The sequence below is a fragment of the Rhizobium sp. WW22 genome (genome assembly GCF_047041135.1).
Taxonomy (GTDB): Bacteria; Pseudomonadota; Alphaproteobacteria; order Rhizobiales; family Rhizobiaceae; genus Rhizobium.
The window spans coordinates 884,356-909,849 of record NZ_CP178199.1; the positions used below are offsets into that span (position 1 = coordinate 884,356).

Sequence of the window (25,494 nt, forward strand, 5' to 3'; positions counted from 1 at the left end):
TTCGGATAGTGGATGACCGCCCCCGGTCGCCGACACCACTATCACCCGTCGGCGGTCCGCCCTGTCATTGGAGGAATCTCCGGTGGCAGGGCGAATATTCGGGCTTGATGCTCTTCGCTGATCTATGATCCACTTGGTGACCTCCATACTAACATTTGGTTTGGTGTATCGAAGCAAGATTGGAGCAGGCGATGAAGAGAATAGTCGCAGCGGGAATTCTGGCGGGAATGCTTGCGGCCTGCCAAGCCAGCCAAGAGGGGCTGAAGCCTATTCCCGGAAGCATCACCTACGGCGGGCAGCCGAGCCAACGGTTACAAAAGTCACCGGTCGGCAGCATTGTCCCTCACACATTCACGGATCAGTGGGGTGAACGAGTGCGCGAGACCTACATCCTGCAGCCTGACCGCAGCCTGAAGCTCGTAGATCGGGTATATCTCGATAACCCGTTCGATTGACCCCTATCACCGGATAGTCCGTCCTGGCGAGCGTGGCTTCGGCGATGGCCACAGCCAATCAGGCGAGAGTGCATCGGATTATGTCGCCCCCAAGAAGAGCTCTTGTGGCGGTGTGCCATGAAATAACAAGCGCCGCGCCAAATTGATGCTGCACAATTTGCATCCAATTTCTTCAAAAAGACATTCGATTAAGAGATCAATTTTGGAGGCAATTTGCCATTGTGATGATGACCACCGGCAACTGTTGGCGAAGCATCGCACTTATGCGCAGGCGTTTTCCCGTGACAGGGAATTTTGCAACAATATATGGTCAATGGTGACTCGCCCATGCGCCCATCACACATTGCGGATCACGACATGAAAGACTGGCATCCTGACCTTAGTCGCTCCTCCAGCCCTCGCTATATGGCTATCGCCGACCTGATCGAAATGGATTTGAGAAGCGGCGTGCTCGCGGTGGGAGACCGTTTGCCGCCGCAAAGGGAGATGGCCAAGCGGCTGAACATCGATTTCACCACGGTGGCTCGCGGTTATGTCGAGGCGCAGAAGCGCGGTCTGGTGGATTCGCACGTCGGCAGGGGCACCTTCGTCACAGGCGGGCAAGATCGCGAAAGGCATGGTTTCGTGTCCGATGCCATGCCCGATCCACGTCGAACTTCGTTGGTGGACTTGTCGATGAACCTTCCACCGGAGCCTGACGATGCGGATTTGATTGCCCGCATGCGCGAAGGCCTGTCAGCCGTGGCAAGCAATCTGGTTCCGCTGCTGCGATACCAGGGCTTCGGCGGATCAGGCATGGATAAGGATGCCGCTGCCGCCTGGCTCAGCCGTCGCGGCCTGGTGCCTTCGCAGGAGCGTATCTTCGTAACGCCAGGCGCGCATCCGGCGCTGCTGGCGATCTTCGGTCTTCTGGCAAAGCCTGGCGAGACAGTCCTGTCGGAAATCATTACCTATCCGGGTATGCGCTCGATCGCTGCCCAGTTGCGCCTCAATCTCTCAGGCTTGCAGATGGATGATGAGGGTATATTGCCCGATGCTTTTGCCGAGGCTTGCGAGCGGCTGCAGCCGAAAGCGCTCTATCTCAATCCGACGCTGCAGAACCCTTTGACGCTGACCATTCCCGAGAAGCGTCGCGGGGAGATCGCCATCATCGCCCGCAAATATCATGTGCCCATCATTGAGGATGATGCCTACGGCTTCATTCCTTTGCACGGGCCGCCGCCGTTTGGCGCCATCGCGCCAGACTTGACATGGCATATTGGAGGTCTTGCAAAATGCATCGGCGCCGGCCTTCGCCTTGCCTATGTGGTTGCTCCGGACACAAAGGCGATCTGGCCCTTCGTCAGCGCCATGCGTACAAACAATGTCATGGCCTCGCCGATGACCGTTGCGCTCGCCACGCGCTGGATCGAGGATGGCACGGCGGATTCGATCCTGCGCTTCATCCGCGCCGAGGCCGCTGCCCGCCAGCAGATGGTGGCCGATATTCTGCCCGAGGGCAGCTACAAGGCCGATCCGATCAGCTTCAACATCTGGATGCCGCTAACCAACGGCTGGACCCGGTCGACCTTCAGCAGTCACATGCGTTCCTCCGGAATCGGCGTCGTGGCGAGCGACGCCTTTACTGTCGATGGTGCGGTCAGCGAGGCCGTGCGCATCTGCCTTGGCGGGCCGATCGGCCGCGACCGACTGAAAGGCGCGCTCGACTTCATGGCGCATGCGCTCGAAGGCCCACCGGAAATGTCCGCCTCATTCTTCTAGGCATCGTAGAATGGCATGTCTCTAACGGTTTTTTATGCGATGCCATATGAGCTGCGCACATCAGAAACTCGGCGTGCGGGCGTTCTAAAGGAGAGGAGCGTCTACAGATTTTCTTTCAGGAGGATCTCAATGCGTAACCGCTCTTGTTCGGCCAATAGCTCACGTGCGTCGGCACGAGCGCGCATGATGCGAACCGCGCTGCGCACGGCATGACCCGGATCCAGCGCGATGACCGCATTGATGCTGCCGTCGCGCAATCCTTCTTCAGTAAAAGGGGTGCGCTCGTGGACCACGACCGATAGATTGCGCAGATCGCTTGTCGCCGCAGCTGCCAAGAGGGGAATGCGCGCCTCTGAGCTCAGTATGTAGGCGGCAACAACATCTTTGTTGCTCTCAAGTACGCGGCCGATAATCTGGCTTGCTCGCTTCTCGTCAGCGTGTGTCTCGATCGATGGAAGGCAGGTGAGGTTCGCAAACTGCTCATTGATTATGGTATCGAAGCCGTGACGCCGCTGAATACTGTCCAATGATTGCATGGTCTCTGCGACGATCATCACCTTCCCCCGTGTCTGACGGACAAACGTGCCGATCAATCGTCCTGCCGTTGCACCTGCCGCGAAGTTGTCAACGCCCACGAAATCCGCGGCGGGAAGCTTTTCCTGACCGGACAGAAATTGGACGACCTTGATGTCCCTTTCCAAAAGCCGTATCAAGGCATCGCGTACCTGGGGCGATTCCGGCGCCATCACGGCTATGCCGTCGACGGTGTCCTCGCTGATGCCGGTGAGATATTTCGCAACACCGTGGGCGTCTTCGGTGGAGATCTGAACGCAGTCTATATCGGTCAGGTCGCTTTTGAGTGCCGCTCCTAGATTCTCCACCCGACGCAACAGCTCGCCAAGATAGAGATCTCCCGACTTTGGCAGGATGAACCGAAACTTATAGCTCTTGTTGCGTGCGAGGCTGACGGCGGCAGGGTTTCGGATAAAGCCAATGCGTTCAATGGCTTCTTGAACGCTGCGGGCCGCTTTCTTGCTCACATTGGGGCGATTGTTCAAAACCCGGTCGACTGTGGCAAGGCTTACGCCGGCGGCTTCCGCAAGGTCCTTTGCTGTTGGCCGCATGATAGCTCCACTTGAATTACAGACAGCAAACATTTCCCTCAAAAACGAGAGAAAAGCAAGAATTGATGTGCGGACCTCAAAAACCGCTTGCATTGAGGTGCGCACCTCAGTTATTTCTTTATTGTCCGGCCATCGGGTCGGATCGAAGGAAGATAGGCCGGGTCTGGAGTGCGTTTCGCAACATTCCGGCCGTCACGCTTTCACTTATCTTCTCGATGGAGGTCGAGAGGTTCAACGGGAGGATTGAAGCCATGAGGTCTCTTTTGCTGAGCCCGGCAGTTGCTGCAGGGATATATGTTGCCGTATCCGCGGCCGCGGCGTCGCACGCTCAAGCCGCCGATCTGACTCTATGCTGGGCGGCGTGGGATCCCGCCAATGCTTTGGTGGAGCTGAGCAAAGATTTTGAGAAGAAGAGCGGCAATAAGATGCACTATGAATTTGTGCCTTGGCCGAATTTCGCAGACCGTATGCTCAATGAACTGAATTCCAGCGGCAAGCTTTGCGACCTGATGATCGGCGACAGCCAGTGGATCGGCGGCGCGGCGGAAAACGGTCAATACGTCAAGCTCAACGATTTCTTCGATAAGGAAGGAATCAAGATGGACGATTTCATCCCCGCGACCGTGGTCGGATACGCCGAGTGGCCAAAGAATACACCGAATTACTGGGCGCTGCCGGCATTCGCCGATGTCGTTGGGTGGACCTATCGCGCGGACTGGTTCTCCCGCCCAGAGCTTCAGGCGGAGTTCAAGAAGAAGTACGGCCGCGACCTTGCCGTTCCGAAGACCTGGGACGAGCTGACGGACATCGCTGCCTTCTTCCAGGGGCGCGAAATCGACGGCAAGAAAGTCTATGGCGCGGCAATCTACACCGAGCGTGGCTCTGAAGGCATCACCATGGGGGCAATGAATGCCCTTTATAGCTACGGCTTCCAATATCAGAATCCGAACAAACCCTATGATCTGGAAGGCTTCGTAAACTCGGCGGAAGCAGTCGCGGGCCTTGAGAAGTACAAGAAACTCTATGAGTGCTGCACGCCTCCCGGTCATTCCGATGCCTATATGACCGAAGACGTCGATGCCTATAAGTCAGGGCAGGTCGCCTTGCAGATGAACTTCACCTTCACCTGGCCGGGCATCAATGCCGATGCCAATGTCGGTGGCAAAAAGACCGGCTATTTCCCAAACCCCGCCGGCCCGAAGGGTACACAGTTCGCCCAGCTCGGAGGGCAGGGCATCTCCGTGGTTGCCAACTCCGATAAAAAGACCGAGGCCCTCGATTACATCAAATGGTTCGCGCAACCTGAGATCCAGCGAAAGTGGTGGGCGCTTGGCGGCTATTCGGCACTGAAGGCTGTCGTGGACGATCCGGGCTTTGCGTCAAGCCAGCCCTATGCAAAGCCGTTCCTCGATTCGATGGCAATCGTCGAAGATTTCTGGGCCGAGCCTTCCTACGCCTCCCTCCTGCAGGCATCGCAGAAGCGGTTTCATGACTATGTGGTCGCAAACCAAGGTACCGCAAAGGACGCGCTCGACGGGCTCGTCAAGGACTGGAAGGGTGTCTTCCAGGACGACGGAAAATATTGACGCCGGCATAGGGGTATTCCCCGATAGTGGCGTCACGCAGGGTCAGCCGTGCCGACTGGGCTGGCTCTGCCCACCACCAATTTCATGCCAAGGAGACGGACATGCTCCACTCACCGATCGATCGGATTGCCGGTGCGACGCCGCCCGCGATCGCAGCGCGCGTCAAAGGTCTTTCTGATCGCGCCATAGCCTGGCTTTTCGTCGCGCCCTCGATCGTGTTGCTGCTTGCCATCAACATCTTTCCATTGATTTGGACGATCCGCCTCAGCTTCACGAACTTCCGCGTGAACCGACCCAACGAGCCGATACGGTTTGTCGGCCTGAGAAATTACATCAATATCCTGACGGATGGCGACGTATGGCGGAGCATGCAGGCAACCGCCCATTTCTTGATCTGGACCATCATCCTGCAGGTTCTGATCGGCTTCTTGCTTGCCTATCTGATCAACAAGAAGTTTCGCGGCAACGATCTGTGGACGACGATCATCGTGCTTCCGATGATGCTTAGTCCGGCGGTTGTCGGCAACTTCTGGACCTTCCTGTACCAGCCGCAAATCGGCCTCTTCAACTATGTGGTCGCTTTCCTGACCGGGAACGATCCCTCCAGCTTCTCGATGATTGCGAGCACCACGTTGGCACCATGGGCCATCGTCATCGTGGATACCTGGATGTGGACGCCCTTCGTAATGCTGATCTGCCTGGCGGGATTGCGTTCCATTCCCAGCAGCATTTACGAGGCTGCCGAATGCGACCGTGCCAGTAAATGGCGTCAGTTCTGGACCATTACCATCCCGATGGTACTGCCGTTCCTGATGCTGGCGGTCCTCTTCCGTGGCATCGAGAACTTTAAGATGTTCGATCTCGTCGTACAGTTGACCGGCGGCGGGCCGGGATCGATCACAGAGCTGACATCCATCAACTTGAAGCGCGCCGCTTTCGAACAATGGCGAACCGGGTACGCATCCGCCTACGCCGTCATTCTTTTCGTCACCGTATTCGGTTTGGCATCGATCTATGTCAAAGCTCTAAATAGGGTCAAACAACGATGAGCAGCTATTCCGTAACCGAGCCATCCGCGCGTCAGAAATGGTTTGCCGGTATTCTGGTCGTCCTCTATTCCGTCATAACCCTCCTCCCGCTGCTGTGGATCATCGCGACCGGCTTCAAATCACCAGCCGATGCGATTTCCTATCCGCCCAAACTGGTCTTCCAGCCGACGATGGAGGGATATGTCAATCTTTTTACCACCCGGACTCGCGTGCCTGAGGATCAACTCAGAGCGCTTGGTGAACCTACGACGTGGTACGACAAGCTGGTTCGCAAGGATGGGCTGATCATCACCGGTGCCTCGCGCTTCGCCGAGCGCTTCTATAATTCCGTCATCATCGGGTTTGGTTCGACGGTCCTTTGCATCGTGCTTGGCACGACAGCGGCGTATGCCTTTTCCCGCTTCAAGATTCCGCTGAAGGATGATCTGCTCTTCTTCATTCTTTCGACCCGCATGATGCCGCCGATCGCCGTCGCAATTCCGATCTTCCTGATGTTCCGATCGCTTGGCCTCAGCGACACGCATGCGGGCATGATCCTGCTCTACACTGCCGTCAACCTGTCGTTGTCGGTATGGCTTCTCAAGGGCTTTATCGACGAAATCCCGATTGAGTACGAGGAGGCCGCGCTGATCGACGGCTATACGCGGTTCCAGGCCTTCTACAAGGTCGTGCTGCCGCAGGCCGTTACCGGCATCGCGTCAACGGCGATCTTCTGTCTGATCTTCGCCTGGAATGAATATGCGTTTGCCGTATTGCTTACATCAGGCAATGCCCAGACGGCGCCGCCCTTCATCCCGACCATCATCGGCGTCAGCGGCCAGGACTGGCCAGCGGTTGCCGCCGGCGCAACGATCTTCCTGGTTCCCGTGATGGTCTTCACGATCCTGCTTCGCAAACATCTGCTGCGCGGCATCACCTTCGGAGCGGTACGCAAATGACGACGTTTCTCAATCGCTTGGTACGCCTGCGCCGCGACGCGTGGGAAATTCTCGCTTCGGTCCTGATCGCACTCGGCGTCGTCATGCTGATGCAGCCGCTGTGGCTGTCGCTTTACTCCTATTCCTTCCTCGTGACGCTGGCAGGAACAGTCATGTTCATCATCGTCAGCCATTTCCCGGAGTGAATCATGGCGCAAATCAGAATTCACAATGTGCGCAAGGACTTTGGAGCTTTCAACGCGGTGAAGTCTTCCACCTTCACCGTGGAAGATGGGGAGTTCTTTATGCTGCTCGGGCCTTCCGGCTGCGGGAAGACGACCACCCTGCGGATGATGGCCGGCCTCGAGCTCCCAACCAGCGGTGAAATCTATATCGGTGGCGAAGAGGTTGGGATGAAGAGGGCAAGCGAGCGCGATATCGCATTCGTTTTCCAGATGTTTGCTCTTTATCCGCATATGAATGTCCGAAGAAATATTTCCTATCCGTTGGTCAGCCAGGGCATGAGAAAGGCTGAGGTCGCAAAGCGGGTCGCAGAAGTAGCCAAGATCCTGCGGATCGAAAATATCCTCGACAAGCCGATCGGCGGGCTTTCCGGCGGCGACCGGCAGCGTGTGGCGGTAGGTCGCGCCATTGTCCGCAACCCGAAAGCCTTCTTCATGGATGAGCCGCTAGGCGCCCTTGACGCCGAATTCCGCGAACACATGGCGCAAGAGCTGCGGGCACTGCACGACCGCATGGGCGCCACCACCGTCTATGTCACCCATGATCAGTTGGAAGCCATGCAGATGGGCGACAAGATCGTGGTGATGAAGCACGGGGTCGTCGAGCAGTTCGGCAAGCCGCAGGAGATCTATGACTGGCCGGCGACGAAATTCGTGGCCAAGTTCATCGGCTCGCCGCCCATGAATTTCCTGGAGTTCGATGGTTCGGTCGGAACCGGCGGAACTCATGTCAGCCTTGCCGGACACATGGTGAGGGTGCCAATGTCTCGCGAAGAACATGCCGGCAAGCTGGCGCTGGGCGTCAGGCCCGAACACATACGCTTCAACGACGATTCCGCTTATAGAGGGCGGGTCATAGCCGTGGAATATCTGGGTACGACGCAGATCGTCACGATCGACACGCCGCATGGCGAGATCAAGGTTCGTACACCATCCCACCAGGTCGCACATGTCGAAGAACTGATCGGACTGGACTTCGATTCCAGGAACCTGACGGTCTTCAACTCTGCGACCGGGGCCGCGCTTGTTTCCGAAGCCAACGAGGGAGTGTTGCGCCGTGGCTGAGGTCATCTTGAAGAATATTACGAAATCTTTCGCCGGTCACCGGGCACTCGATGAGCTGTCCATGATCGTTCCCGACGGTTCGTTCGTCGTTCTTCTGGGGCCGACGGGTGCGGGCAAGACGACGACTTTGCGGATGGTGTCGGGCCTCGATAACCCTGATGTCGGCGAGATCATGATCGGTGGACGATCCATGCGCGGGCTGACACCGGCGCAGCGCAACGTCGCGATGGTATTTCAGCAATATTCGCTCTATCCGCACCTTTCGGTACGCCAGAACCTTGAATTTCCGCTGAAGTCGCCCTTGCTGAAGACGCCGCAACGCACAATTGACGAGAAGGTGAACACGGTCGCCGAAATTCTCCAGATTTCCCATAAGCTCGATAATAAGGCGACGGCTCTTTCCGGCGGTGAAATGCAACGCGTGTCCATCGGGCGCGCATTGGTCAGAAATCCGCAGATCTATCTCATGGATGAACCGCTGAGCTCGCTTGACGCCAAGCTGCGCGCCGATCTGCGTATCGAGCTCAAGAGCATTCAAGCCAAATCCGGTGCAACCTTGCTTTACGTGACCCACGATCAGGTCGAGGCGATGACGATGGCAACACATGTCGGCGTCCTTCACGAGGGCAGGCTCGCCCAGTTCGGTTCTCCGCGCGAAATTTATGAACAGCCGGTGAGCGTCTACGCCGCCACTCGCCTCGGACAGCCGCGCATCAACGTGCTGCCTGCCGAGCTTTTCCCCGGTGCCCCGGCAAACGCCAAATCGATAGGCCTGCGTCCCGAGCATATCGCTCAAGGCGATGGCCAGGAGGCGACTGTTACCCGCGTCGAGCATCTGGGCGATCAGACGCGCCTGCATCTTTCGTTCAAGAAACACAATTTGATCACCGTCACCGAGGCTCATACGGCCCTCAGAAGTGGCGAGATCGTTAAGATCCAGCCGAACAAGCCGCTCTATTTCGACGCGGCCGGCATGCGCTTGGTTTAAGGGAGGCGAGAATGTCACAGTTCCTCAACAGCAGGGAAAAGGCGGTCACCGAAGCAATCGAGGGCCTTCTCGTTGCATCGGGGGGCGCCCTGAGCCGCCTCGATGGTTTTCCGCATATCCGTGTCGTCGTGCGTTCGGATTGGGATAAGAGCAAGGTCGCGATCGTCTCTGGAGGCGGATCGGGCCATGAGCCGGCTCACGCGGGCTTCGTCGGCAAGGGGATGCTCACCGCAGCCGTCTGCGGAGATATTTTTGCGTCTCCCAGCGTCGATGCAATCCTCGCCGGTATCCTGTCCGTCACAGGGCCGGCCGGCTGCCTCCTGATCGTCAAGAACTATACGGGCGACCGCCTCAACTTCGGTTTGGCGGCGGAGCGTGCTCGCGCCTTTGGCTTGAATGTCGGCATGGTCATTGTGGATGATGACATCGCGTTACCGCATCTCCCGCAATCTCGCGGCGTGGCGGGCACGCTCTTTGTTCACAAGATCGCGGGAGCCTTGTCGGAGAACGATGCTGATCTGGAGACTATCACTGAAGCCGCGCGCCATGTCATTGCGGGTACGCGGTCGATCGGAATGTCGCTCGACACATGCACCGTGCCTGGTTCGCCGAAGGAACACAGGATTCCGGAAGGCCGCGCCGAACTCGGGCTCGGGATCCACGGCGAGGCCGGTGTCGAGCTGGTAGGGTATACCGGTGTCCGAGCTGCGGTTGCCGCCATGGTTGAGCGTCTCGCGGCAACCATGGATGATAGGCCCCATGTCGTGCTCGTGAATAATCTGGGCGGCGCATCGATGCTGGAAATGTCGGTCATTGTCCACGAAATTGCCCGATCGGCTATTTCAGGAAAGATCTCGCATGTGATCGGACCTGCTGCGATGATGACGTCGCTTGACATGCACGGCTTCTCTATCTCGGTCTTTCCTGCCGACAAGAAAGAACTGGCGCTGTTGGCCAAGCCGGTCGCGCTACCGGCTTGGCCAGGCTTGGCAGCGATCAAACCGGCCGCGGCGCTTGCACTCCCGGATGGGCTGACGCCGATTGCTCCTCTCGCATCGAAGCACGAGCCTACCCGCCAGTTTTTGACGGATTGCTGCAATCTTCTCATTCTCTCAGAGATGGATCTGAACGCGCTTGACGCGAAGTCGGGAGACGGTGATACGGGGTCGACCTTGGCCGGCGCGGCACGCGCGCTTATCGACGCGCTCGACCGCCTTCCTCTTTCAGACTATACGCAACTCTTCCGGGCTATGGGGCAGGAACTCAGTCAGACTATGGGCGGATCGTCGGGGGTGCTTCTAGCGATCTTCTTTGCCGCTGCCGGCGATGGAGCGTCGAGTGGGCTCGCCATTCGCGAGGCGCTGCAGGCCGGGCTTTACCGCATGCAGGAGATCGGCGGTGCTCGTCTGGGAGACCGAACCATGGTCGATGCTCTCTTGCCGGCCCTGGATGCGCTCAACGGCGGTTTGGCAGCAGCGGCGCATGCAGCTCGCGCCGGCGCAGACATGACCGCCACGCTCGTCCATGCCAAGGCCGGACGCGCCGCCTACATCAATGCCAAGCAACTTGAGGGCCACATCGATCCCGGCGCGGAAGCGGTCGCTCGGTTGTTTGAATATCTGGCAGGTCGCAGCGATCTATCTGAACAGCACGCACTGGACAAGCGACCGGCCAGCGCATCGCCGGCTGGCTATCGACAATGACGCGCCTACCATGGGTGAGTTTGACGCGGGACTTCTCGATGGAAAAGTTGATTATGAACTTGCCGGCTTGATCGAAAGTGCCGCGACGTTGCCGGAAGGATGCAAGCGGGCGCGCAGTCGTCTTGGATAGAAGTCGCCACGACCCTATGGTGGATGCCCCAGAGGCGCTGGTGGATATGCTTCTCCCCACGGCGGCGATTAATCAGATCCACACAGTGTCTGCGGCCAAGCGGCGAGCGAAGACGCCCCGGACTTCCGCGTCATCCAACGCAAGAGCAGTTTCGAAATCGGCGTAGCCTGGAACCGAGCCATCATGGGCTACGGCTTAGCCCTTACTTGCTGCGCCGCGCGTTGTCGATACGATAGGCAAGCTGCGCTCGTGTCAGGCCAAGCATGCGAGCGGCCGCCGAAAGGTTCCCTTGTGCCTGCACCATCGCGATCTCATACAAGGAGCGCTCGAGAGCGTTGAGCGAAAATCCGTCGGATCCCAATAGCTGGTTCGGATCGATTGCGCTTTTTCCGGATCCGGTGGCGCTATTGCGTGGATTGGGAGCAAGACGCGCCAATGCGATTTCGATCTGAGCGGCGGAAATCGTCGCCCCGGTGGTCAGTGAATTGAGCACGGCGATAAGGACACCACGCATCTGGCGCAGATTGCCCGGCCAAAGTTGCGTCTCGATCAGCTTTTTGGCGCCTGCCTCAAAGCTTGGAGGCTCTAGTCCCATACGAACTGCGAGTTCCTGTAACATGGCGTGGGCGAGTGCTAGCCGCTCGCCTTCCCGCTTGGCCAACGGTGGCATACGGACGTGCAGCGGCGATAAGACCGAGTGAAGCTCGGTTGAAAAGGCCGGCATCTCCGATTCCTGGTATTCGTCCGCTATCGCAAGAATGCGCGGGCCTCCTTCCGTCATGCCCTCCTCGACGGCCCGGGCAAAATGCGGTTGAATGTCGGCGGGTATGGTTTCGACAGCGTCGATCACGATCGTCTCGCGCTGAGGCGCGCGGCGGGTTGCCTTAACCGGTCGTGCGACCTCGGCGCAAAGCGCAAGATCGACTTGCATCCCAACTACCCGCCGTAGATTGGTGGCAGTGGCAGCAGATCCGCGATGCAGATAGCGCGCGGCAATGCCGCGTCCAGTCCCCGGCGCACCGGTTATCAGCACGGGCAGGGTTGTGGCCGCGAGGCGATCGAGTCGGTCGCGCACCGGCATAAGTATCAGGCGGTCGAGGCTGGAGAGGGAGGTGCTGGCAGCGCGCGCGGCGCTGCTGCGCGAAGCAGGGACGGTGCTGATGTCGTCGGCAACATCGATACGCTCGCGGAAAAGCATCACCTCTGGATCGTTGAGGCCCCAGCCATCGGCTGGCTTTCCGACTACCCGGCAATGGCTGTGGCCCTGCGCCGCGCATTCGATCTCCTTGTACACGATCAGCGTATCAAAGAACTCGCTGGCATAACCTGAAGCGTAGCCAAGCTGCGTCCAGCAAACGGGTTCAGATGCCAGTCGCGTCTTACTGAATTCGGCGGCTTCGACGCTGTCGCGCCAAAGGAACTCGGCAGAAAATCGCTTTTTGCGAAAGTCGTAGGTGTTGAAGACGGTCTCGACACGCACCACGCCGCTGAAGGTATGCAGCCGCGTTCCGGCGGTGAAGGCGTCGCCTATGTCCAGATTTGGCCAGCCGGCGCGCACGAAGCGTGCATCCGACCGGCCGGACATGAAGCCCAGGCGCAAAAGGAAGACGCGCGCCTCCTTCTCGCCGAGCAAGCGCACGAGTTCCCGCCTCAGATCGGAAAGGGCGGACGCGCGCTGCATAACGATGCGCGCGCCATTCAGCTGGATCGTTCCGTCATTCGGATTGAAGACCAGGCCGGAGAGAAGCTGCCGGACGGTCGGATTGCCGCCTCGATCCAGCATTCTCGAAGATTCGACCAATCCCTGCATCAATACCTCTTCTGCGTAGCGAGCGGTTCGGCGATCCTTTTTAGGATGGCCGCTTTATGATTTGATGAAGTCACTTCATCTTTTCAGCAGGTGGTCGCCTTGACAAGTCCGCGTAGGAAGGTGAGTTCTTTTAAAGAATATCGTTCTGTTTCAAGTTATTGGAGTTTACCCGGAGAACTTCTCCGCATTCGTTGTCAGTGTTATTTGACAGGCCGCTCAGATTTCTCGTCCTAATGAACCAATTCTGCTGCGTCGGGGAGGGCAAGGCGGAATGGAGGAGTTCGAGCCAAGGCTCGGGCATGCCGCCCCTGGCGGCACGGGAGGAAAAATGACGAGCTTGCAGGATATGTTCGACGTTCGCGGTAAGTCGGTCATTGTGACCGGCGGTGCGAGCGGCATAGGACGGGCCTATGCGGAGGTAATGGCGGACAATGGAGCGCGTGTCTGCATTTTCGATATGGATGCGGACAATCTCGACCGTGTGGTGGCGGAAATCGCCCGAGATGGAGCTGAAGTCTGCGGTCTGGAGATCGATGTCTCGGATCGGGCGACCATGGCGGCTGCTTTCGATGCCGTGGCCGAGCGTCATGGACGGATCGACGTCGTCTTTGCAAATGCCGGAATCGATGCCGGGCCTGGTTTTCTGTCTACGACAGGTGAGCGGCTTAAGGACGGAGCCATCGATGTTCTCGACGATCATCACTGGGATCGAGTGATCGAGGTCAATCTCTCCTCGGTCTATACAACCGTCAAGCATGCGGCCCGCCATATGAAGGCGACGGGAGGCGGTCGTATCATCGTCACCTCGTCCATCGCTGCTCAGATCAATGAGGCAATCGTCGGTACGCCCTATATGCCAGCCAAGGCAGGCGTCGACCATTTCGTACGCCAGATGGCGATGGAATTGGGGCAGTTCGGTATTCTCGTCAACTGTATCTCGCCTGGTCCCTTCATGACCAACATTGCCGGCGGCAGGCTGCGAATACCGGCGGACCGCAAGGCGTTCGAACAGCAGTCGCTGATCGGGCGGATCGGCGATCCCGAGGATATCAAGGGGCTTGCTCTCTATCTAGCGTCGCCCTGCTCGTCCTACGTCACAGGCAGCCAGATTGTCATCGACGGAGGTTCGATGCACCGCATCAAATAAATGAACTTTGCCGGATGCGGGAGGAGGAAATCGCAGCCGGCGAGTGAGATTCAGAGGGAGGATAAAATAATGGAATCGAAAAGCAGTTTGTCGATGCCTTCACGCCGCACGGTGCTGAAGGGAATAGGCGCTGGCCTTGCTGCCTCGGCGCTCGGTGCGCCGATGATTGCCCGCGCGCAATCGGCCGGCACCATCAAGGTCGGCTTCATCACGCCAGCGACCGGGCCTCTCGCCCTCTTCGGTGAGACCGACGGCTGGGCGCTGGAAAAGATCAAGGAGCAACTCAAGGGCGGGCTGGATACGGCGGCCGGCCACTTCAATGTCGAATTCCTGATCCGCGACAGCCAGTCGGACCCCAACAAGTCCGCGGAAGTTGCCGGCGATCTCATTCTCAATGAGGGCGTTCACCTGCTGCTGCCGGCCTCGACGACCGATACGGTAAGTCCTGCTGCCGATCAGGCTGAACTCAATGAATGCCCATGCATCTCGACGGGCGCGCCCTGGCAGGCGATCATCTTCCCGCGTGGAGGCAAGGACAAGCCGTTCAAATGGACCTACCACTTCTTCTGGGGCCTGGACGAAGCACTGAACACCTATGTCGGCCTCTGGAACACGCTGGAAAGCAACCGCAAGGTCGGCATGCTGTTTCCGCAGAACGCGGATGGTGAAACATGGGGCAACATGGATTACGGCCTGCCTGCCCCTACCAAGAAAGCTGGCTTCGAAATTGTCGTTCCCGGCTTCTTCCAGCCGCGCACCAACGATTTTTCGGCGCAAATATCGGCTTTCAAGCAAGCGAACTGCGATATCATCGGCGGTATCGCCTATCCGGCCGATTTGAAGACCTTCGTCAACCAGTGTGCCCAGCAGGGCTATAAGCCGAAGGCGATTACGGTCGCGGCCGCGTTGCTCTTCGCCTCGGGCGTGGAAGCCATGGGCTCGCTCGGTGAGGGTATGTCTTCGGAAGTCTGGTGGACACCGGCCTTTCCATTCAAGTCGACGCTGACCGGTCAGGTGAGCCGGGATCTCACAGACCAGTGGGAAGCGGAAAAGAAGAAGCAGTGGACGCAGCCGCTCGGCTACAGCCACGCTATCCTCGAAGTGGCGATCGACGTTCTCAAGCGTTCCAAGAACCCGCTCGACCGCGCCGCCAACCTCGAGGCGGTTGTTGCCACCAACATGCAGACACTGATCGGCCCGGTCAATTTTGCCAAGGGACCGCACCAAAATGTGGCGACCTCACCGATTTTCGGCGGGCAATGGGTCAAGGGCGACAAGTGGCCCTACGACCTGAAGATCGTCGACAATACCGTCAACAAGCTCTTCCAGCCGGAACGCAAGATCGTGCCGCTGCCCTGGCGGACTGCCTAAGCAAGGCGTGAAGCCAAGACAAAGCGAAATGCCGCTCCTGCTCGATGCGATCGGGCCGGAGCGGATTGGACGGAGGATCGGAAGGGCGCGCCTAAACGCGCCGCCGGCGGCAAAAAAGCCGGGGTGGAGGAGCATGGAAAACGGCGTACTACTCGAGGCACGCGACCTCAGCAAATCGTTCGGGGCCCTCAAGGTCTTGCACGAGGTGAGTTTTACGGTCAGCTCTGGCGAGGTTCTGGGCATCGTCGGGCCGAATGGAGCCGGCAAGACAACCCTATTCAACCTGATCAGCGGCGACATGCGCGTCGATGGCGGCGAGTTGATCTTTGACGGGCAGAAACTCGTTGGCCAGCCGCCCTATCGCCGTTGCAAAATCGGCATCGGCCGGACCTACCAGATCCCGCGTCCCTATGTCGGTATGACGACCTTCGAGAACCTGCTCGTCGCCGCCTTTTTCGGCAGCGGCGCCAAGGATGCCGAGAGCTATCGGCGTTGCGCTGAGATCCTCAGGGCTTGCGAGCTGTCCGACAAGGCGAACCGTTCAGCCGGCTCGCTGACGCTGCTCGACCGTAAGCGGCTGGAACTCGCGCGTGCGCTCGCCTCGTCGCCGAAGCTCCTGTTGCTCGACGAGATTGCTGGTGGGCTTACCGACGAGGAGGGAAGGGCGCTCGTCTCGCTTATTCGCCGCATCCGCGACAGTGGCGTCACCATCGTCTGGATCGAACATGTGCTGCACGCGCTGCTCGCCGTTGCCGACCGCATGCTGGTGCTGAATTTCGGGGAGAAGATCGCGGAAGGTGTGCCGGCCGAAGTCATCCAAAGTCCGGAGGTGCGAAGGGTCTATATGGGGGTCGAGGCATGAGTGCAGCACTGCTTTCCACACACGGACTGGTCGCTCACTACGGCGATTTTCAGGCTCTTTACGGTATCGACTTCGAGATTGCCGCGGGCGAGGTCGTCGCCCTGATCGGGGCCAATGGTGCCGGCAAGTCGACGCTTCTGAAATCGATCATGGGCCTTCTGAGCGTTGCGCCAGGCATGGTACAGCTCGATGGCCGGCCGGTCGGAGGCGCCAAGCCGCATCGGATGGTGGCCGACGGCGTAGCGATCGTGCCCGAAGGCCGTCGCCTCTTTATCGGCATGTCGGTGATCGACAATCTGCGCGTCGCCATCGACCACGCCGGTAAATCCGCTGCTGATGGCTGGACGCTGGAGCGCTTGTTCGCGCTCTTTCCGCTCCTGAAGGAAAAGCAGGCCGTGCCTGTGGAATCCCTGTCTGGCGGGCAGCAGCAGATGGTGGCGATCGGCAGGGCGTTGCTCAGCCAGCCGCGCGTACTTCTGTGTGACGAAATCAGCCTCGGCCTGGCACCGAAGGTGGTGAAGGAAATCTACCAGGCGCTGCCGTCGATCTGTGAAACCGGTACGGCGATCGTACTGGTGGAGCAGGACGTCGGGCTCGCTCGCTCCTCGTCGAACCGGCTCTACTGCATGCTTGAGGGACACGTCAGCCTCACCGGCCGATCGGCTGACGTCTCGCGCGAAGCGATTGGCGAAGCTTATTTCGGAGGGGCTCATGCAGTGGCTTGACGGGCTCATCCAGGGCATTCTTCTCGGCGGCCTCTATGCCCAATACGCGCTCGGCATGGCGCTGATGTTCGGCGTCATGCGCGTCGTCAACATCACCCATGGCGACCTGGTGATCCTCCTGGCGCTGATCGGCATCAGCCTGGCCACCACTTTCTCGCTCGGCCCGTGGTCGGTACTGGTGATCCTCGTGGTGCTTGGGGCCGTCATCGGCGTCATCCTGCAGCGGCTCATCCTCAACCGTGTCGTCGGTGCCGATCCGCTTCCCTCGCTGATTGCCACTTTCGGGCTCTCCATCGCCCTGCAGAACGCCATGCTGCAGATATGGTCAGCCGACACTCGCTCGCTAGGCGGCGGCGACATCGTCCATGCCTCCTTCCAACTCGGGCCTCTCTTTGTCGGCGTCTTGCCAGTGATCGTGCTTCTGACGGCGACCGTGCTGACCGGCGGCCTCGACGTGGCGTTGCGCTCGACACGCTTTGGCCGTGCCCTGCGCGCAGCTTCGGCCGATGTAGAAGCCGCGGCGCTGACCGGTGTCAACCCGAAGACGGTCTACACCGGGGCAACGGCAATCGCTGTCGCGATCCTCGGCTTTGCCGCGGTCTTCCAGTCGTTGCGTTCGACCGTGGCGCCTGCCGACGGGGCGTTCCAGCTGATCTACGCCTTCGAGGCTGTCATTATCGGCGGTATGGGCTCGATCTGGGGCGCCTTTTTCGGAGCCATGGCGCTCGGGGTCAGTCAGTCCGTCGGTTTCCGCATCGATCCCGGGTTCGGGATCCTCGCCGGCCACCTCGTTTTTCTGATCATCCTCGCCCTGCGTCCCCAGGGCTTCCTAGGAAGGGGTTGAAGCCGTGACCAATGCGTTCGCCGCCCGTTTGACCGATGCCATCCCGCGGCCCGCCGTGCGCGTACAGCGCCAGACGCGCTCGAGCCTGATTGCACTCGTTATCAGCGTCGCGCTGCTCGCGGCCGTCGCTTCGATGCCGCTCTGGGCAAGCCAAGGCCTCATCCGCGACGTCGTCGAACTGTGCTGTTACATCACCGTCGCGCAGATGTGGAACCTGCTCGCCGGTTATGGTGGCCTTGTCTCCGTGGGCCAGCAGGCCTTCGTCGGTGCGGCCGCCTATGCGATGTTCATCATGGCGCAGCTTTGGGGCTTGAGCCCCTTCCTCGCCGTGCCTTTGTCGGTCATTGCACCGGCGATATTGGCGGCGCTCACTTATGGCCTGCTCCATCGCCTCGACGGTCCATATTTCGCTATCGGTACCTGGGTGGTGGCGGAAGTCATGCGCCTTGCCACGTCCGTCTTCAGCTATGTCAATGCCGGCGCTGGCATGAGCTTGCGTGTCATGTCGAGCTATACGCCTGGCGAACGCGCAATCGGCATTTCGATACTGGCGGCACTGATGCTGCTTGTCGCCGTTGGTGGCAGCTATCTGCTGTTGCGTTCGCGCTATGGCTTGGCGCTGGTCGCCGTCCGCGACAATCCGATTGCCGCGGCAAGCCAGGGCGTCAACGTCGGCCTCCTGAAATTCCTGATCTGGGTGGCCGCCGCCGTCGGTACCGGCCTTGCCGGTGCCATCTACTTCATGGCGCAGCTACGCATCACGCCGCCGGCTGCCTACAGCCCGACCTGGGCGAACGTGTCGATCTTCATCGTCATGGTCGGTGGGCTCGGCTCGCTCGAAGGGGTGCTGATTGGCGCGCTTGTCTATTTTGTCACCGACCGTCTATTCGCACAGTACGGCGCCACCTATCTCGTCGTCCTCGGGCTGCTCACCCTCATCATGGCCCTTTTTGCCCGCGGTGGCCTCTGGGGATTGATCCAGAAGGCCACAAACGCCTCCTGGTTCCCGACGAGGCGCACGCTTCTGGAGGACCCGCGATGAGGGCGGCATTATTCGAGGCAGTCGGACGACCGCTCGATGTCAAAACGATCGAAACGCCGCAACCCGGCGCCGACGAGGTATTGCTGCGCGTTGCCGCCTGCGGCATTTGCGGCTCCGACCTGCACATGACGGAAGATCCCGAAACCTTCGCACTCAAAAGAGGCGGCGTCCTCGGCCATGAAATTTCCGGCGAAGTGGTGGCCTGTGGCACTAAGGTCGCGAATTTCAAGTCCGGCGACCGGGTTGCCGTCGCGCCGATGCGCGGCTGCGGTCATTGCGACAGCTGCTCGAGCGGCGAACCCGCGTGGTGTGCCGAGATGCGACTGATCGGCGGCGGCTATGCTGAATTCATCACCGTCGCTGCCCGTCAGTGCCGTCGGCTGCCGGACGATTTGCCGACCGAGGAGGGGGCTCTGGCCGAGCCGGTTGCAGTCGGCCTGCATGCGGTCACGCGTTCGGGGCTGAAGCCGGGCAACCGTTTACTGGTCCTCGGTGCAGGCCCGATCGGCCTGCTCGTCGCCTTTTGGGCCAGACGGCTCGGCGCCGCCCATGTCGTCGTTGCCGATCTGAATCGCCATCAGGCAGAGCGCGCGGCAGAAATAGGCGCTACCGCCTTTGCTCTCTCGGGTGAAGGCCTGGCGGAGGAGTTTCGCGCATTGACCGGAGGCGCACCGGACATCGTCTTTGAATGCGTCGGCAAACGCGGGTTGATCGATGCTGCCTGTCGGCTGGTACGCGTGCATGGCACGGTGGTCGCGGTGGGCCTCTGCGTCGGCGGCGACACATGGGATCCATTTGCCGCGATTTCCAAGGAAATACAGGTGATCTTCGCCGTGTTCTTTACCATGGCGGAGTTCGACATGGCGCTGCAGGCGCTCGGCCCCGGCCGCCATCGGCCGCAGGCACTGGTGACCGGCCGGATCGGTCTTGCCGCTGTACCAGACGCATTCGAAGCGCTCAGGCGGCGCACAACGCAATGCAAGGTGCTGATTACGCCCGCAGTCGGCTGAAACGGCATTGGAGGAGGATTGGAATGAATTTCGAAACGGTGCATTACGACATCGAGGGCGTTGCGACCGCTGTACGAGTCATCGGCAAAGGCCCGGCCGTGCTCGCGCTGCATGGCGCCGCCACCATCGAAGGCACGGAATGGGCGCGGGGCCTCGCCGATCGCTTCCGCGTCTATTTGCCCCACCATCCCGGCTTTGGCGACAGTGACGAGGCGCCGCATGTCACAGGCATGCAGGACATCATTGTCCACAACCTGCATCTGGTCGCCGCCCTCGATCTTGATCGACCGCATCTCCTCGGCCATTCCATGGGCGGCTGGATGGCCGCCGAAATGGCCGTCGTCGCCGGCGAGCGTTTTGGCAAGCTGGTGCTGAATGCGCCGGCTGGCCTCAACGATCCAGATCACCCCGGCGCCGACCTGTCGGCGATCAGGCCCGAGGCGCTACCCGGCTATCTCTCGCATAATGTCGACGTTGCCCTGCGTTATTTTCCGGGGGGAGCCGAATGCCCACCGCTCGACACCTTCCTTGCCGCCCGCGAGAAGGAGGCGCGGGCGCTCGGCAACATCGTCAAGGCCCACGGCATGGGCCATCCCAATCTCGGCCGCTGGCTTTCCCGCATCCCGAACGAGACGCTGATCGTCTGGGGCGAGAAGGACCGAATGCTGCCCGCTTCGCAGGCGCCGATCTGGGAGAGACGAATCCCGAACGCCCGCACCCTCATGGTGCCGGAGGTCGGCCATTTCGCCATGCAGGAGGACCCGCGCGTGGTGACCGCCATCGGCGATTTCCTTGCCGGCTGAGACAGCTTGCCGCGAGAACACACCAGATTGTCAGGAGGAACAGATGAACGCACCTTTGAAACATAGTGCCGGATATTGGGGCACCAAGACAAACTTCGCCAGCCTTCTCGAGCATATCAGCAAGATCGGGCCGGTTCTTGAAGAAAACGCGGTGGCCACCGAAAAGCTCGGCAAGCTGAATGAGCCCACTTTCGAGGCGCTGAAGCCGCTGCGTATGTCGCATATCTTCGCGACCGAGGAACTCGGCGGCGCACAGCTTTCGCCGACGCAAGGCCTGCAGTTGATCGAAGCCATTACCTACCACAGTGGCGCTGCCGGCTGGGTGTCGATGGTGCATGCTTGCATCGGGGCGATGTCTGCCGCCTTCCTGCCCGACACCGCGATCTCGCGGCTCTTCGGCGGCGGCACCGACAACCGTTTTTCGGGGCAGGGCACGCCGACCGGCATGCTGAAGAAGGTCGATGGCGGCTATCTGTTGAATGGCAAATGGTCCTATGCGAGCGGCATTCACCACGCGACATTCACCCATACCGCCGCCCTGCTCGACGACGGCAAAGGTCATCCGGCCAAGGATGAGAATGGCAACGTCGTGGTGCTCTGCGCCCACGCACCGGTCGGCGAGCACGGACTGCTCGGCAATTGGAGCGTGCTCGGCCTGCAGGGAACCGGCAGCATCGACTACGACGCCAAGGACGTCTTCATCGCCGACGACATGGTTTTTCCGATCATGACCGCCGAGCCGCAGCGCCAGAAGGAATTCTTCAGCCTCGGCGTCGTCGGGCTGGCTGCCATCGGCCATTCAGGCTGGGCGATCGGCGCATCCCGCCGTATGCTCGATGAAATGGCTAAGTTTGCCGTGACCAAAACCGGCCGCGCCGGCATGCTCGGTGAGAGTGATAAATTTTGGTTCGATTACGGCCGGGCGGAAGCCCGCGTGCGCGCCGCCCGCGCCTTTTTGTTTGAGGTCTGGCGCGACGTGGAGGCCTCGATCGAGGCGGGCAAGCGCGTCTCGACGCGCCAGATCACCTTCGTGCATCTCGCCAAGTCGGAAGTGCACGAGGCGGGCGTGGATGCATGCCACTTCGTCTATCGCGCTGCCGGTGGTGCGTCGTTGCGCGATGGCGTCATGCAGCGCACCTACCGCGAGATGCTGGTGGCGGCCAACCACTTTACGATTAACACTAACATTGTCGGCGCCGCCGGCCGCGAGATCGGCGGGCTATGGAGCGATCGCGTCTGGCAGTTCTACGATCTGGTCGAGAAGAAATGACGGCGCGGTCCGAAAAGCAGGAGCGGGCAGCTCAACCGACGGCCGGCGCTGGCGTGGCAGAGGCTTTCATGATGGCCTTCCGCCACCATCCGGCGGGTGTCGCCATCATCACCGCCGATCCGGGAGACGGGCCAGTGGCTCTGACGGTAAGCTCGCTGATCTCGATCAGCGCCTCGCCGCCAATGGTTGCTTTCTCCCTGTCGGATAATTCCTCCAGTGCGCACGCCGTGCGCCGGGCTGAGACGGTGGTCGTGCATTTCGTGCGCCGCAGCGACATGGAGCTTGCCCGGCTCTGCGCCACCCGTGGCAGGGATCGCTTCGGGCCTGACATCCGTTGGGCGCGGCTTGATAGCGGCGAGCCGTATTATCCGGATGTCGGCCTCTGGTTCCGGGCGGCGGTTCGCGGACTGTTTCCGGTCCCCGGAGCCTGCCTTGTCTCAGCCGAACTCCTTGAGGCTTCACCCGGGACAGAAGAGGGGCTGGCGGATGACGCGCTGGTCTATGCCAATCGCGCCTGGCATGGACTGCGCCCGATCGCCGACGCCGGCTTGGCACCGTTGTTCCTGTGGCCTGACGATTCGGCAACCTTTTGAGGAGCGCCGTGAGCTGTCAGAGGCTCCAGATCACCGTCTGTTCGTGGCGCTTGATCAGGTGTCTGAGGTCTTCGAAGCTCTTGCGAATATGCGCGCAGAAGGCCTCGACTGCCGGCACGCGGATTTCCTCGGTGCGCCGCAGGAGACCGAGCGCGCGCTCGGGATGAGGAATGTTGACCGGCAGCGCCGTGATCGACTTGTCGTTGCGATAGGCGAAGACGACGCTGTGCGGCAGGATGGTGAGCGCATCGCTCGCCTTCAGATAGTTGATTGCGCTCACCAGCGAGCCGCCGGAATAGCGGATTTTCGCCTCGGTGGCGCCGAGCGAGAGGACGAGACTGTGCAGATCGGCAAACAGCGGGCTGCCGGAGGGCGGAGCGATCCAGGGATAATCGAGGAGTTCCGCAGGCGCGAGCTTGCGTCTCAGGAGAAGGGGATGCGTTATACGGCAGGCGACGACATTGCGGCCGGGAAGCAACTCCTGGAAGCGCATGCCGGAGCCCTCATCCAGCACGTCGATCGGGCAAATGGCAAGGTCGATTCGATCGGCGTCGATCGCCGCCCGCAGATCCGGAAGGTAGCCGTAGCTCTGCTCGATGCGCACGTCCGGTGTGGCATTCTGGAACTCAGCGATCATGCCGGAGATCAGCGCATCCATGAAGAAGGGCGTGCCGCCGACGCGAACCACGCCCGTCCGTCCGTGTCGGAAGCCGTCGACAAGCGACGAGGCCTTTCGCGCTGCCACCAGCATGGCCTGACCGTGGTCGGCGAGCGCCCTGCCGAGGGGGGTCGGCTGCAACGGCCGCCGGCCCTTGACGAACAGCGGTTCTCCGAGCCGCTTTTCCAGCATGGCAAGGGTACGCGACACCGCCGGCTGGGTGAGCCCGAGCAGGGCCGCGCCCTCCGTCACACCGCCGGCCTGTACGACGGCGGCAAGCTGAATCAGGTGTCGTTCATCGAGCTTCATAGCAATCAGCTATATTAAATAGGAGAAAAATCATCAACTGCTACGTTTCGAACTGATAACGTGCAGTTGAGGAGGAAGTATGGGGATCACGTCTTTTACAGAAGCGGATTCGGCTGCCCTTGTGGCAGAGCGACTGGCGCAGTGCGCCGGACCGCTACCGGCCTTCCTTACAGCGTTGGTCGGACATATCCACCAGGCCATCAAGGAAACACGGCCGACCCATGCGGACTGGCGACACGCCATCGAATTTCTGACCGAAGTTGGTCACGCAAGTGATCATAAGCGGCAAGAATGGGTACTGCTCTCCGATCTTCTGGGTGTGACGGCGCTGGTGGAGGAGATCAACACCCGCCGACCGAAGGGTGCTACGCCCAACACCGTGCGCGGCCCGTTCTACCGCGCCGATGCGCCGCGGCTTATGTCGGGTGCGGATATATCGCTCGACGGCATCGGCGAGCCGCTGGCTGTCAATGCCCGCGTCACCGACCTCGACGGAAATCCCGTCGCCGGCGCGAAGGTTGAGACGTGGCAGGCGAATGCGCAGGGATTTTACGAGAACCAGCAGCCGGATCTCCAGCCGGAGTTCAATCTGCGTGGCGTTTTCAGCACCGACGCAGATGGCGGCTTTTCCTATAGGACGGTTCGACCGGGCGGTTATGCCGTGCCCTGCGACGGACCGGTCGGACGGATGCTGCATGCGATTGGCTATCCGCTGCGCCGCCCCGCGCATCTCCATTTTACTATCACCGCGCCCGGCTTCCAGACGATCAGCACCCACGTTTATGACGGGCACGATCCGCATCTGTCGCAGGACGCACTGTTTGGCGTCAAGCAGGAGTTGGTTGGCACCTTCCTGCCCGTTGGCAGCCTCGATGGGCCAGCGCCGGTCAGGGACAATGGCTGGTCGCTCGATTTCACCTTCGTAATGGTGCGGGCGCGAGAGGAGCGCAGGTCGGCATGACACTCGATTTTTCCTATCAGCCGCATTCGACACGCGTCGTCTTTGCTTCCGGAGCGAGCGCCGGCGTTGCCCAATGGATCGAGACGCTGGGCTGCCGCCGCGCGCTAGTGCTGACGACGCCGCAGCAGGCCGCTGACGGCGAGGCGCTGGCCGCTCGTCTTGGCGCGCTTGCCGTGGGCACGTTCGCGGGTGCGACGATGCACACTCCGGTCGATGTCACCGAGCAGGCCCTGGCGCGCGCGGCCGCACTTCAGGCCGATTGCGTCGTGTCGCTCGGCGGCGGCTCGACCACCGGTCTTGGCAAGGCAATGGCCTACCGTACCGACATTCACCAGCTTGTCGTGCCGACCACCTACGCCGGTTCGGAAGTAACGCCGATCCTCGGTCAGACGGAAAGCGGCATCAAGACGACGGTTCGCAGCCCGAGGATCGTGCCGGAGGTGGTCATCTACGATCCCGAACTGACGCTTGGCCTGCCGGTCGCTATGAGCGTCACGAGTGGGCTCAATGCCATCGCGCACGCCGCCGAAGGTCTCTATGCCGATGATCGCAACCCCATCACCACCATGATGGCGATCGAGGGTATGCGCGCCTTTGCCGAGGCGCTGCCGGTGATCGTCAAGGCGCCGCGGGATGCCGAGGCGCGGGAAAAGGCACTCTATGGCGCCTGGCTCTGCGGCACCGTGCTTGGGCAGATTTCCATGTCGCTGCATCACAAGATCTGCCACACGCTGGGTGGCAGTTTCGACACGCCGCATGCAGAGACACACGCGATCATGCTGCCGCATACGATCGGCTTCAATGCTGCGGCGGTGCCGGAGCTGCTTGCACCGATCGGGGACATTTTCGGTGGCACGCCGGGCCAGGGGCTCTACGATTTCGCCAAATCCGTTGGCTCGCCGCTGGCGCTGAAGGATTTCGGCCTCACCGAGAGCGATCTCGACCGCGCCGCCGAAATCGCCACGCGCAACCCTTACGCCAATCCTCGGCCGATCGAGCGGGCCTCGATCCGAACGCTGCTTCAGGACGCATGGGCGGGAGAACGCCCGCCACTCTAAAACGCTTGTGT

At 60.5% G+C, this 25,494-nt stretch carries 24 protein-coding genes; 21 read left to right on the forward strand and 3 right to left on the reverse strand.

Annotated features, from left to right (window positions below; translation table 11 throughout):
- The first annotated feature begins 191 nt into the window (after positions 1-191).
- Both ACK83U_RS23085 and ACK83U_RS23090 read left to right on the forward strand, forming a co-directional pair.
- Complete coding sequence (locus ACK83U_RS23085; RefSeq protein WP_112412537.1) at positions 192-455, forward strand: hypothetical protein; 264 nt, start codon at positions 192-194, stop codon at positions 453-455.
- Positions 456-812: 357 nt separating this feature from the next.
- Positions 813-2,216, forward strand: a complete 1,404-nt coding sequence (locus ACK83U_RS23090; RefSeq protein ID WP_112609042.1) for a PLP-dependent aminotransferase family protein — start codon at positions 813-815, stop codon at positions 2,214-2,216.
- Between the two features lie 101 nt (positions 2,217-2,317).
- Here ACK83U_RS23090 and ACK83U_RS23095 read toward each other — a convergent pair whose 3' ends face one another.
- Complete coding sequence (locus ACK83U_RS23095) at positions 2,318-3,340, reverse strand: LacI family DNA-binding transcriptional regulator (protein ID WP_112609044.1); 1,023 nt, start codon at positions 3,338-3,340, stop codon at positions 2,318-2,320.
- A gap of 251 nt (positions 3,341-3,591) precedes the next feature.
- Between ACK83U_RS23095 and ACK83U_RS23100 the strand changes: the two genes are divergently transcribed.
- From ACK83U_RS23100 to ACK83U_RS23130, 7 genes are all read left to right on the forward strand, one after another.
- Positions 3,592-4,926 carry an ABC transporter substrate-binding protein gene (locus ACK83U_RS23100; protein ID WP_112609046.1) on the forward strand — a complete coding sequence of 445 codons (1,335 nt, stop codon included), beginning with the start codon at positions 3,592-3,594 and terminating at the stop codon, positions 4,924-4,926.
- Positions 4,927-5,027: 101 nt separating this feature from the next.
- A complete protein-coding gene (locus ACK83U_RS23105; protein WP_112337710.1) occupies positions 5,028-5,975 on the forward strand; it encodes a carbohydrate ABC transporter permease in 948 nt (315 codons plus the stop codon).
- The gene (locus ACK83U_RS23110; RefSeq protein WP_112609048.1) at positions 5,972-6,913 is read left to right on the forward strand and encodes a carbohydrate ABC transporter permease; all 942 of its coding nucleotides are present in this window, start codon (positions 5,972-5,974) and stop codon (positions 6,911-6,913) included. Before ACK83U_RS23105 ends, ACK83U_RS23110 begins: the two co-directional genes overlap by 4 nt.
- Positions 6,910-7,098, forward strand: coding sequence for a hypothetical protein (locus ACK83U_RS23115; protein WP_112609050.1), 189 nt, complete (start codon positions 6,910-6,912; stop codon positions 7,096-7,098). The genes ACK83U_RS23110 and ACK83U_RS23115 overlap by 4 nt, the downstream gene beginning before the upstream one ends.
- Positions 7,099-7,101: 3 nt before the next feature.
- The gene (locus ACK83U_RS23120; RefSeq protein ID WP_112609052.1) at positions 7,102-8,199 is read left to right on the forward strand and encodes an ABC transporter ATP-binding protein; all 1,098 of its coding nucleotides are present in this window, start codon (positions 7,102-7,104) and stop codon (positions 8,197-8,199) included.
- Positions 8,192-9,187, forward strand: a complete 996-nt coding sequence (locus ACK83U_RS23125; protein ID WP_112609054.1) for an ABC transporter ATP-binding protein — start codon at positions 8,192-8,194, stop codon at positions 9,185-9,187. The genes ACK83U_RS23120 and ACK83U_RS23125 overlap by 8 nt, the downstream gene beginning before the upstream one ends.
- An 11-nt stretch (positions 9,188-9,198) precedes the next feature.
- Complete coding sequence (locus tag ACK83U_RS23130) at positions 9,199-10,890, forward strand: dihydroxyacetone kinase subunit DhaK (protein ID WP_112609056.1); 1,692 nt, start codon at positions 9,199-9,201, stop codon at positions 10,888-10,890.
- 332 nt (positions 10,891-11,222) lie between these two features.
- On the opposite strand, the gene ACK83U_RS23135 is transcribed toward ACK83U_RS23130, so the two are convergent.
- Entirely contained in the window at positions 11,223-12,830 is a 1,608-nt protein-coding gene (locus tag ACK83U_RS23135; protein ID WP_112609058.1) for a XylR N-terminal domain-containing protein, read from the reverse strand.
- Between the two features lie 328 nt (positions 12,831-13,158).
- On the opposite strand from ACK83U_RS23135, the gene ACK83U_RS23140 reads away from it, so the two are divergent.
- From ACK83U_RS23140 to ACK83U_RS23185, 10 genes are all read left to right on the forward strand, one after another.
- Positions 13,159-13,977, forward strand: a complete 819-nt coding sequence (locus ACK83U_RS23140; protein WP_112337704.1) for an SDR family NAD(P)-dependent oxidoreductase — start codon at positions 13,159-13,161, stop codon at positions 13,975-13,977.
- A gap of 69 nt (positions 13,978-14,046) precedes the next feature.
- Positions 14,047-15,348, forward strand: a complete 1,302-nt coding sequence (locus ACK83U_RS23145) for an ABC transporter substrate-binding protein (protein ID WP_412475009.1) — start codon at positions 14,047-14,049, stop codon at positions 15,346-15,348.
- A gap of 133 nt (positions 15,349-15,481) precedes the next feature.
- Positions 15,482-16,210 (forward strand): ABC transporter ATP-binding protein, encoded by a 729-nt coding sequence (locus tag ACK83U_RS23150; protein WP_112609062.1) that lies wholly within the window; start codon positions 15,482-15,484, stop codon positions 16,208-16,210.
- On the forward strand, positions 16,207-16,935 hold the full coding sequence (locus ACK83U_RS23155) for an ABC transporter ATP-binding protein (protein WP_112609064.1): 729 nt from the start codon (positions 16,207-16,209) through the stop codon (positions 16,933-16,935). Before ACK83U_RS23150 ends, ACK83U_RS23155 begins: the two co-directional genes overlap by 4 nt.
- Positions 16,922-17,779, forward strand: coding sequence for a branched-chain amino acid ABC transporter permease (locus tag ACK83U_RS23160; RefSeq protein WP_112413316.1), 858 nt, complete (start codon positions 16,922-16,924; stop codon positions 17,777-17,779). Before ACK83U_RS23155 ends, ACK83U_RS23160 begins: the two co-directional genes overlap by 14 nt.
- A 4-nt stretch (positions 17,780-17,783) precedes the next feature.
- Positions 17,784-18,821, forward strand: a complete 1,038-nt coding sequence (locus tag ACK83U_RS23165) for a branched-chain amino acid ABC transporter permease (protein WP_412475010.1) — start codon at positions 17,784-17,786, stop codon at positions 18,819-18,821.
- Positions 18,818-19,831, forward strand: a complete 1,014-nt coding sequence (locus tag ACK83U_RS23170) for an alcohol dehydrogenase catalytic domain-containing protein (RefSeq protein WP_112609065.1) — start codon at positions 18,818-18,820, stop codon at positions 19,829-19,831. The genes ACK83U_RS23165 and ACK83U_RS23170 overlap by 4 nt, the downstream gene beginning before the upstream one ends.
- A 23-nt stretch (positions 19,832-19,854) precedes the next feature.
- The gene (locus ACK83U_RS23175; RefSeq protein ID WP_112609067.1) at positions 19,855-20,634 is read left to right on the forward strand and encodes an alpha/beta hydrolase; all 780 of its coding nucleotides are present in this window, start codon (positions 19,855-19,857) and stop codon (positions 20,632-20,634) included.
- 43 nt (positions 20,635-20,677) lie between these two features.
- Complete coding sequence (locus ACK83U_RS23180) at positions 20,678-21,904, forward strand: acyl-CoA dehydrogenase family protein (protein ID WP_112609069.1); 1,227 nt, start codon at positions 20,678-20,680, stop codon at positions 21,902-21,904.
- Positions 21,901-22,497 (forward strand): flavin reductase family protein, encoded by a 597-nt coding sequence (locus ACK83U_RS23185; protein WP_112609071.1) that lies wholly within the window; start codon positions 21,901-21,903, stop codon positions 22,495-22,497. Before ACK83U_RS23180 ends, ACK83U_RS23185 begins: the two co-directional genes overlap by 4 nt.
- A 16-nt stretch (positions 22,498-22,513) precedes the next feature.
- Here ACK83U_RS23185 and ACK83U_RS23190 read toward each other — a convergent pair whose 3' ends face one another.
- On the reverse strand, positions 22,514-23,464 hold the full coding sequence (locus tag ACK83U_RS23190; protein ID WP_112609073.1) for a LysR family transcriptional regulator: 951 nt from the start codon (positions 23,462-23,464) through the stop codon (positions 22,514-22,516).
- Positions 23,465-23,543: 79 nt separating this feature from the next.
- On the opposite strand from ACK83U_RS23190, the gene ACK83U_RS23195 reads away from it, so the two are divergent.
- Both ACK83U_RS23195 and ACK83U_RS23200 read left to right on the forward strand, forming a co-directional pair.
- Positions 23,544-24,425 carry a dioxygenase gene (locus tag ACK83U_RS23195; RefSeq protein WP_112609075.1) on the forward strand — a complete coding sequence of 294 codons (882 nt, stop codon included), beginning with the start codon at positions 23,544-23,546 and terminating at the stop codon, positions 24,423-24,425.
- The gene (locus ACK83U_RS23200; RefSeq protein ID WP_112609077.1) at positions 24,422-25,483 is read left to right on the forward strand and encodes a maleylacetate reductase; all 1,062 of its coding nucleotides are present in this window, start codon (positions 24,422-24,424) and stop codon (positions 25,481-25,483) included. Before ACK83U_RS23195 ends, ACK83U_RS23200 begins: the two co-directional genes overlap by 4 nt.
- The last annotated feature ends 11 nt before the right edge of the window (positions 25,484-25,494 follow it).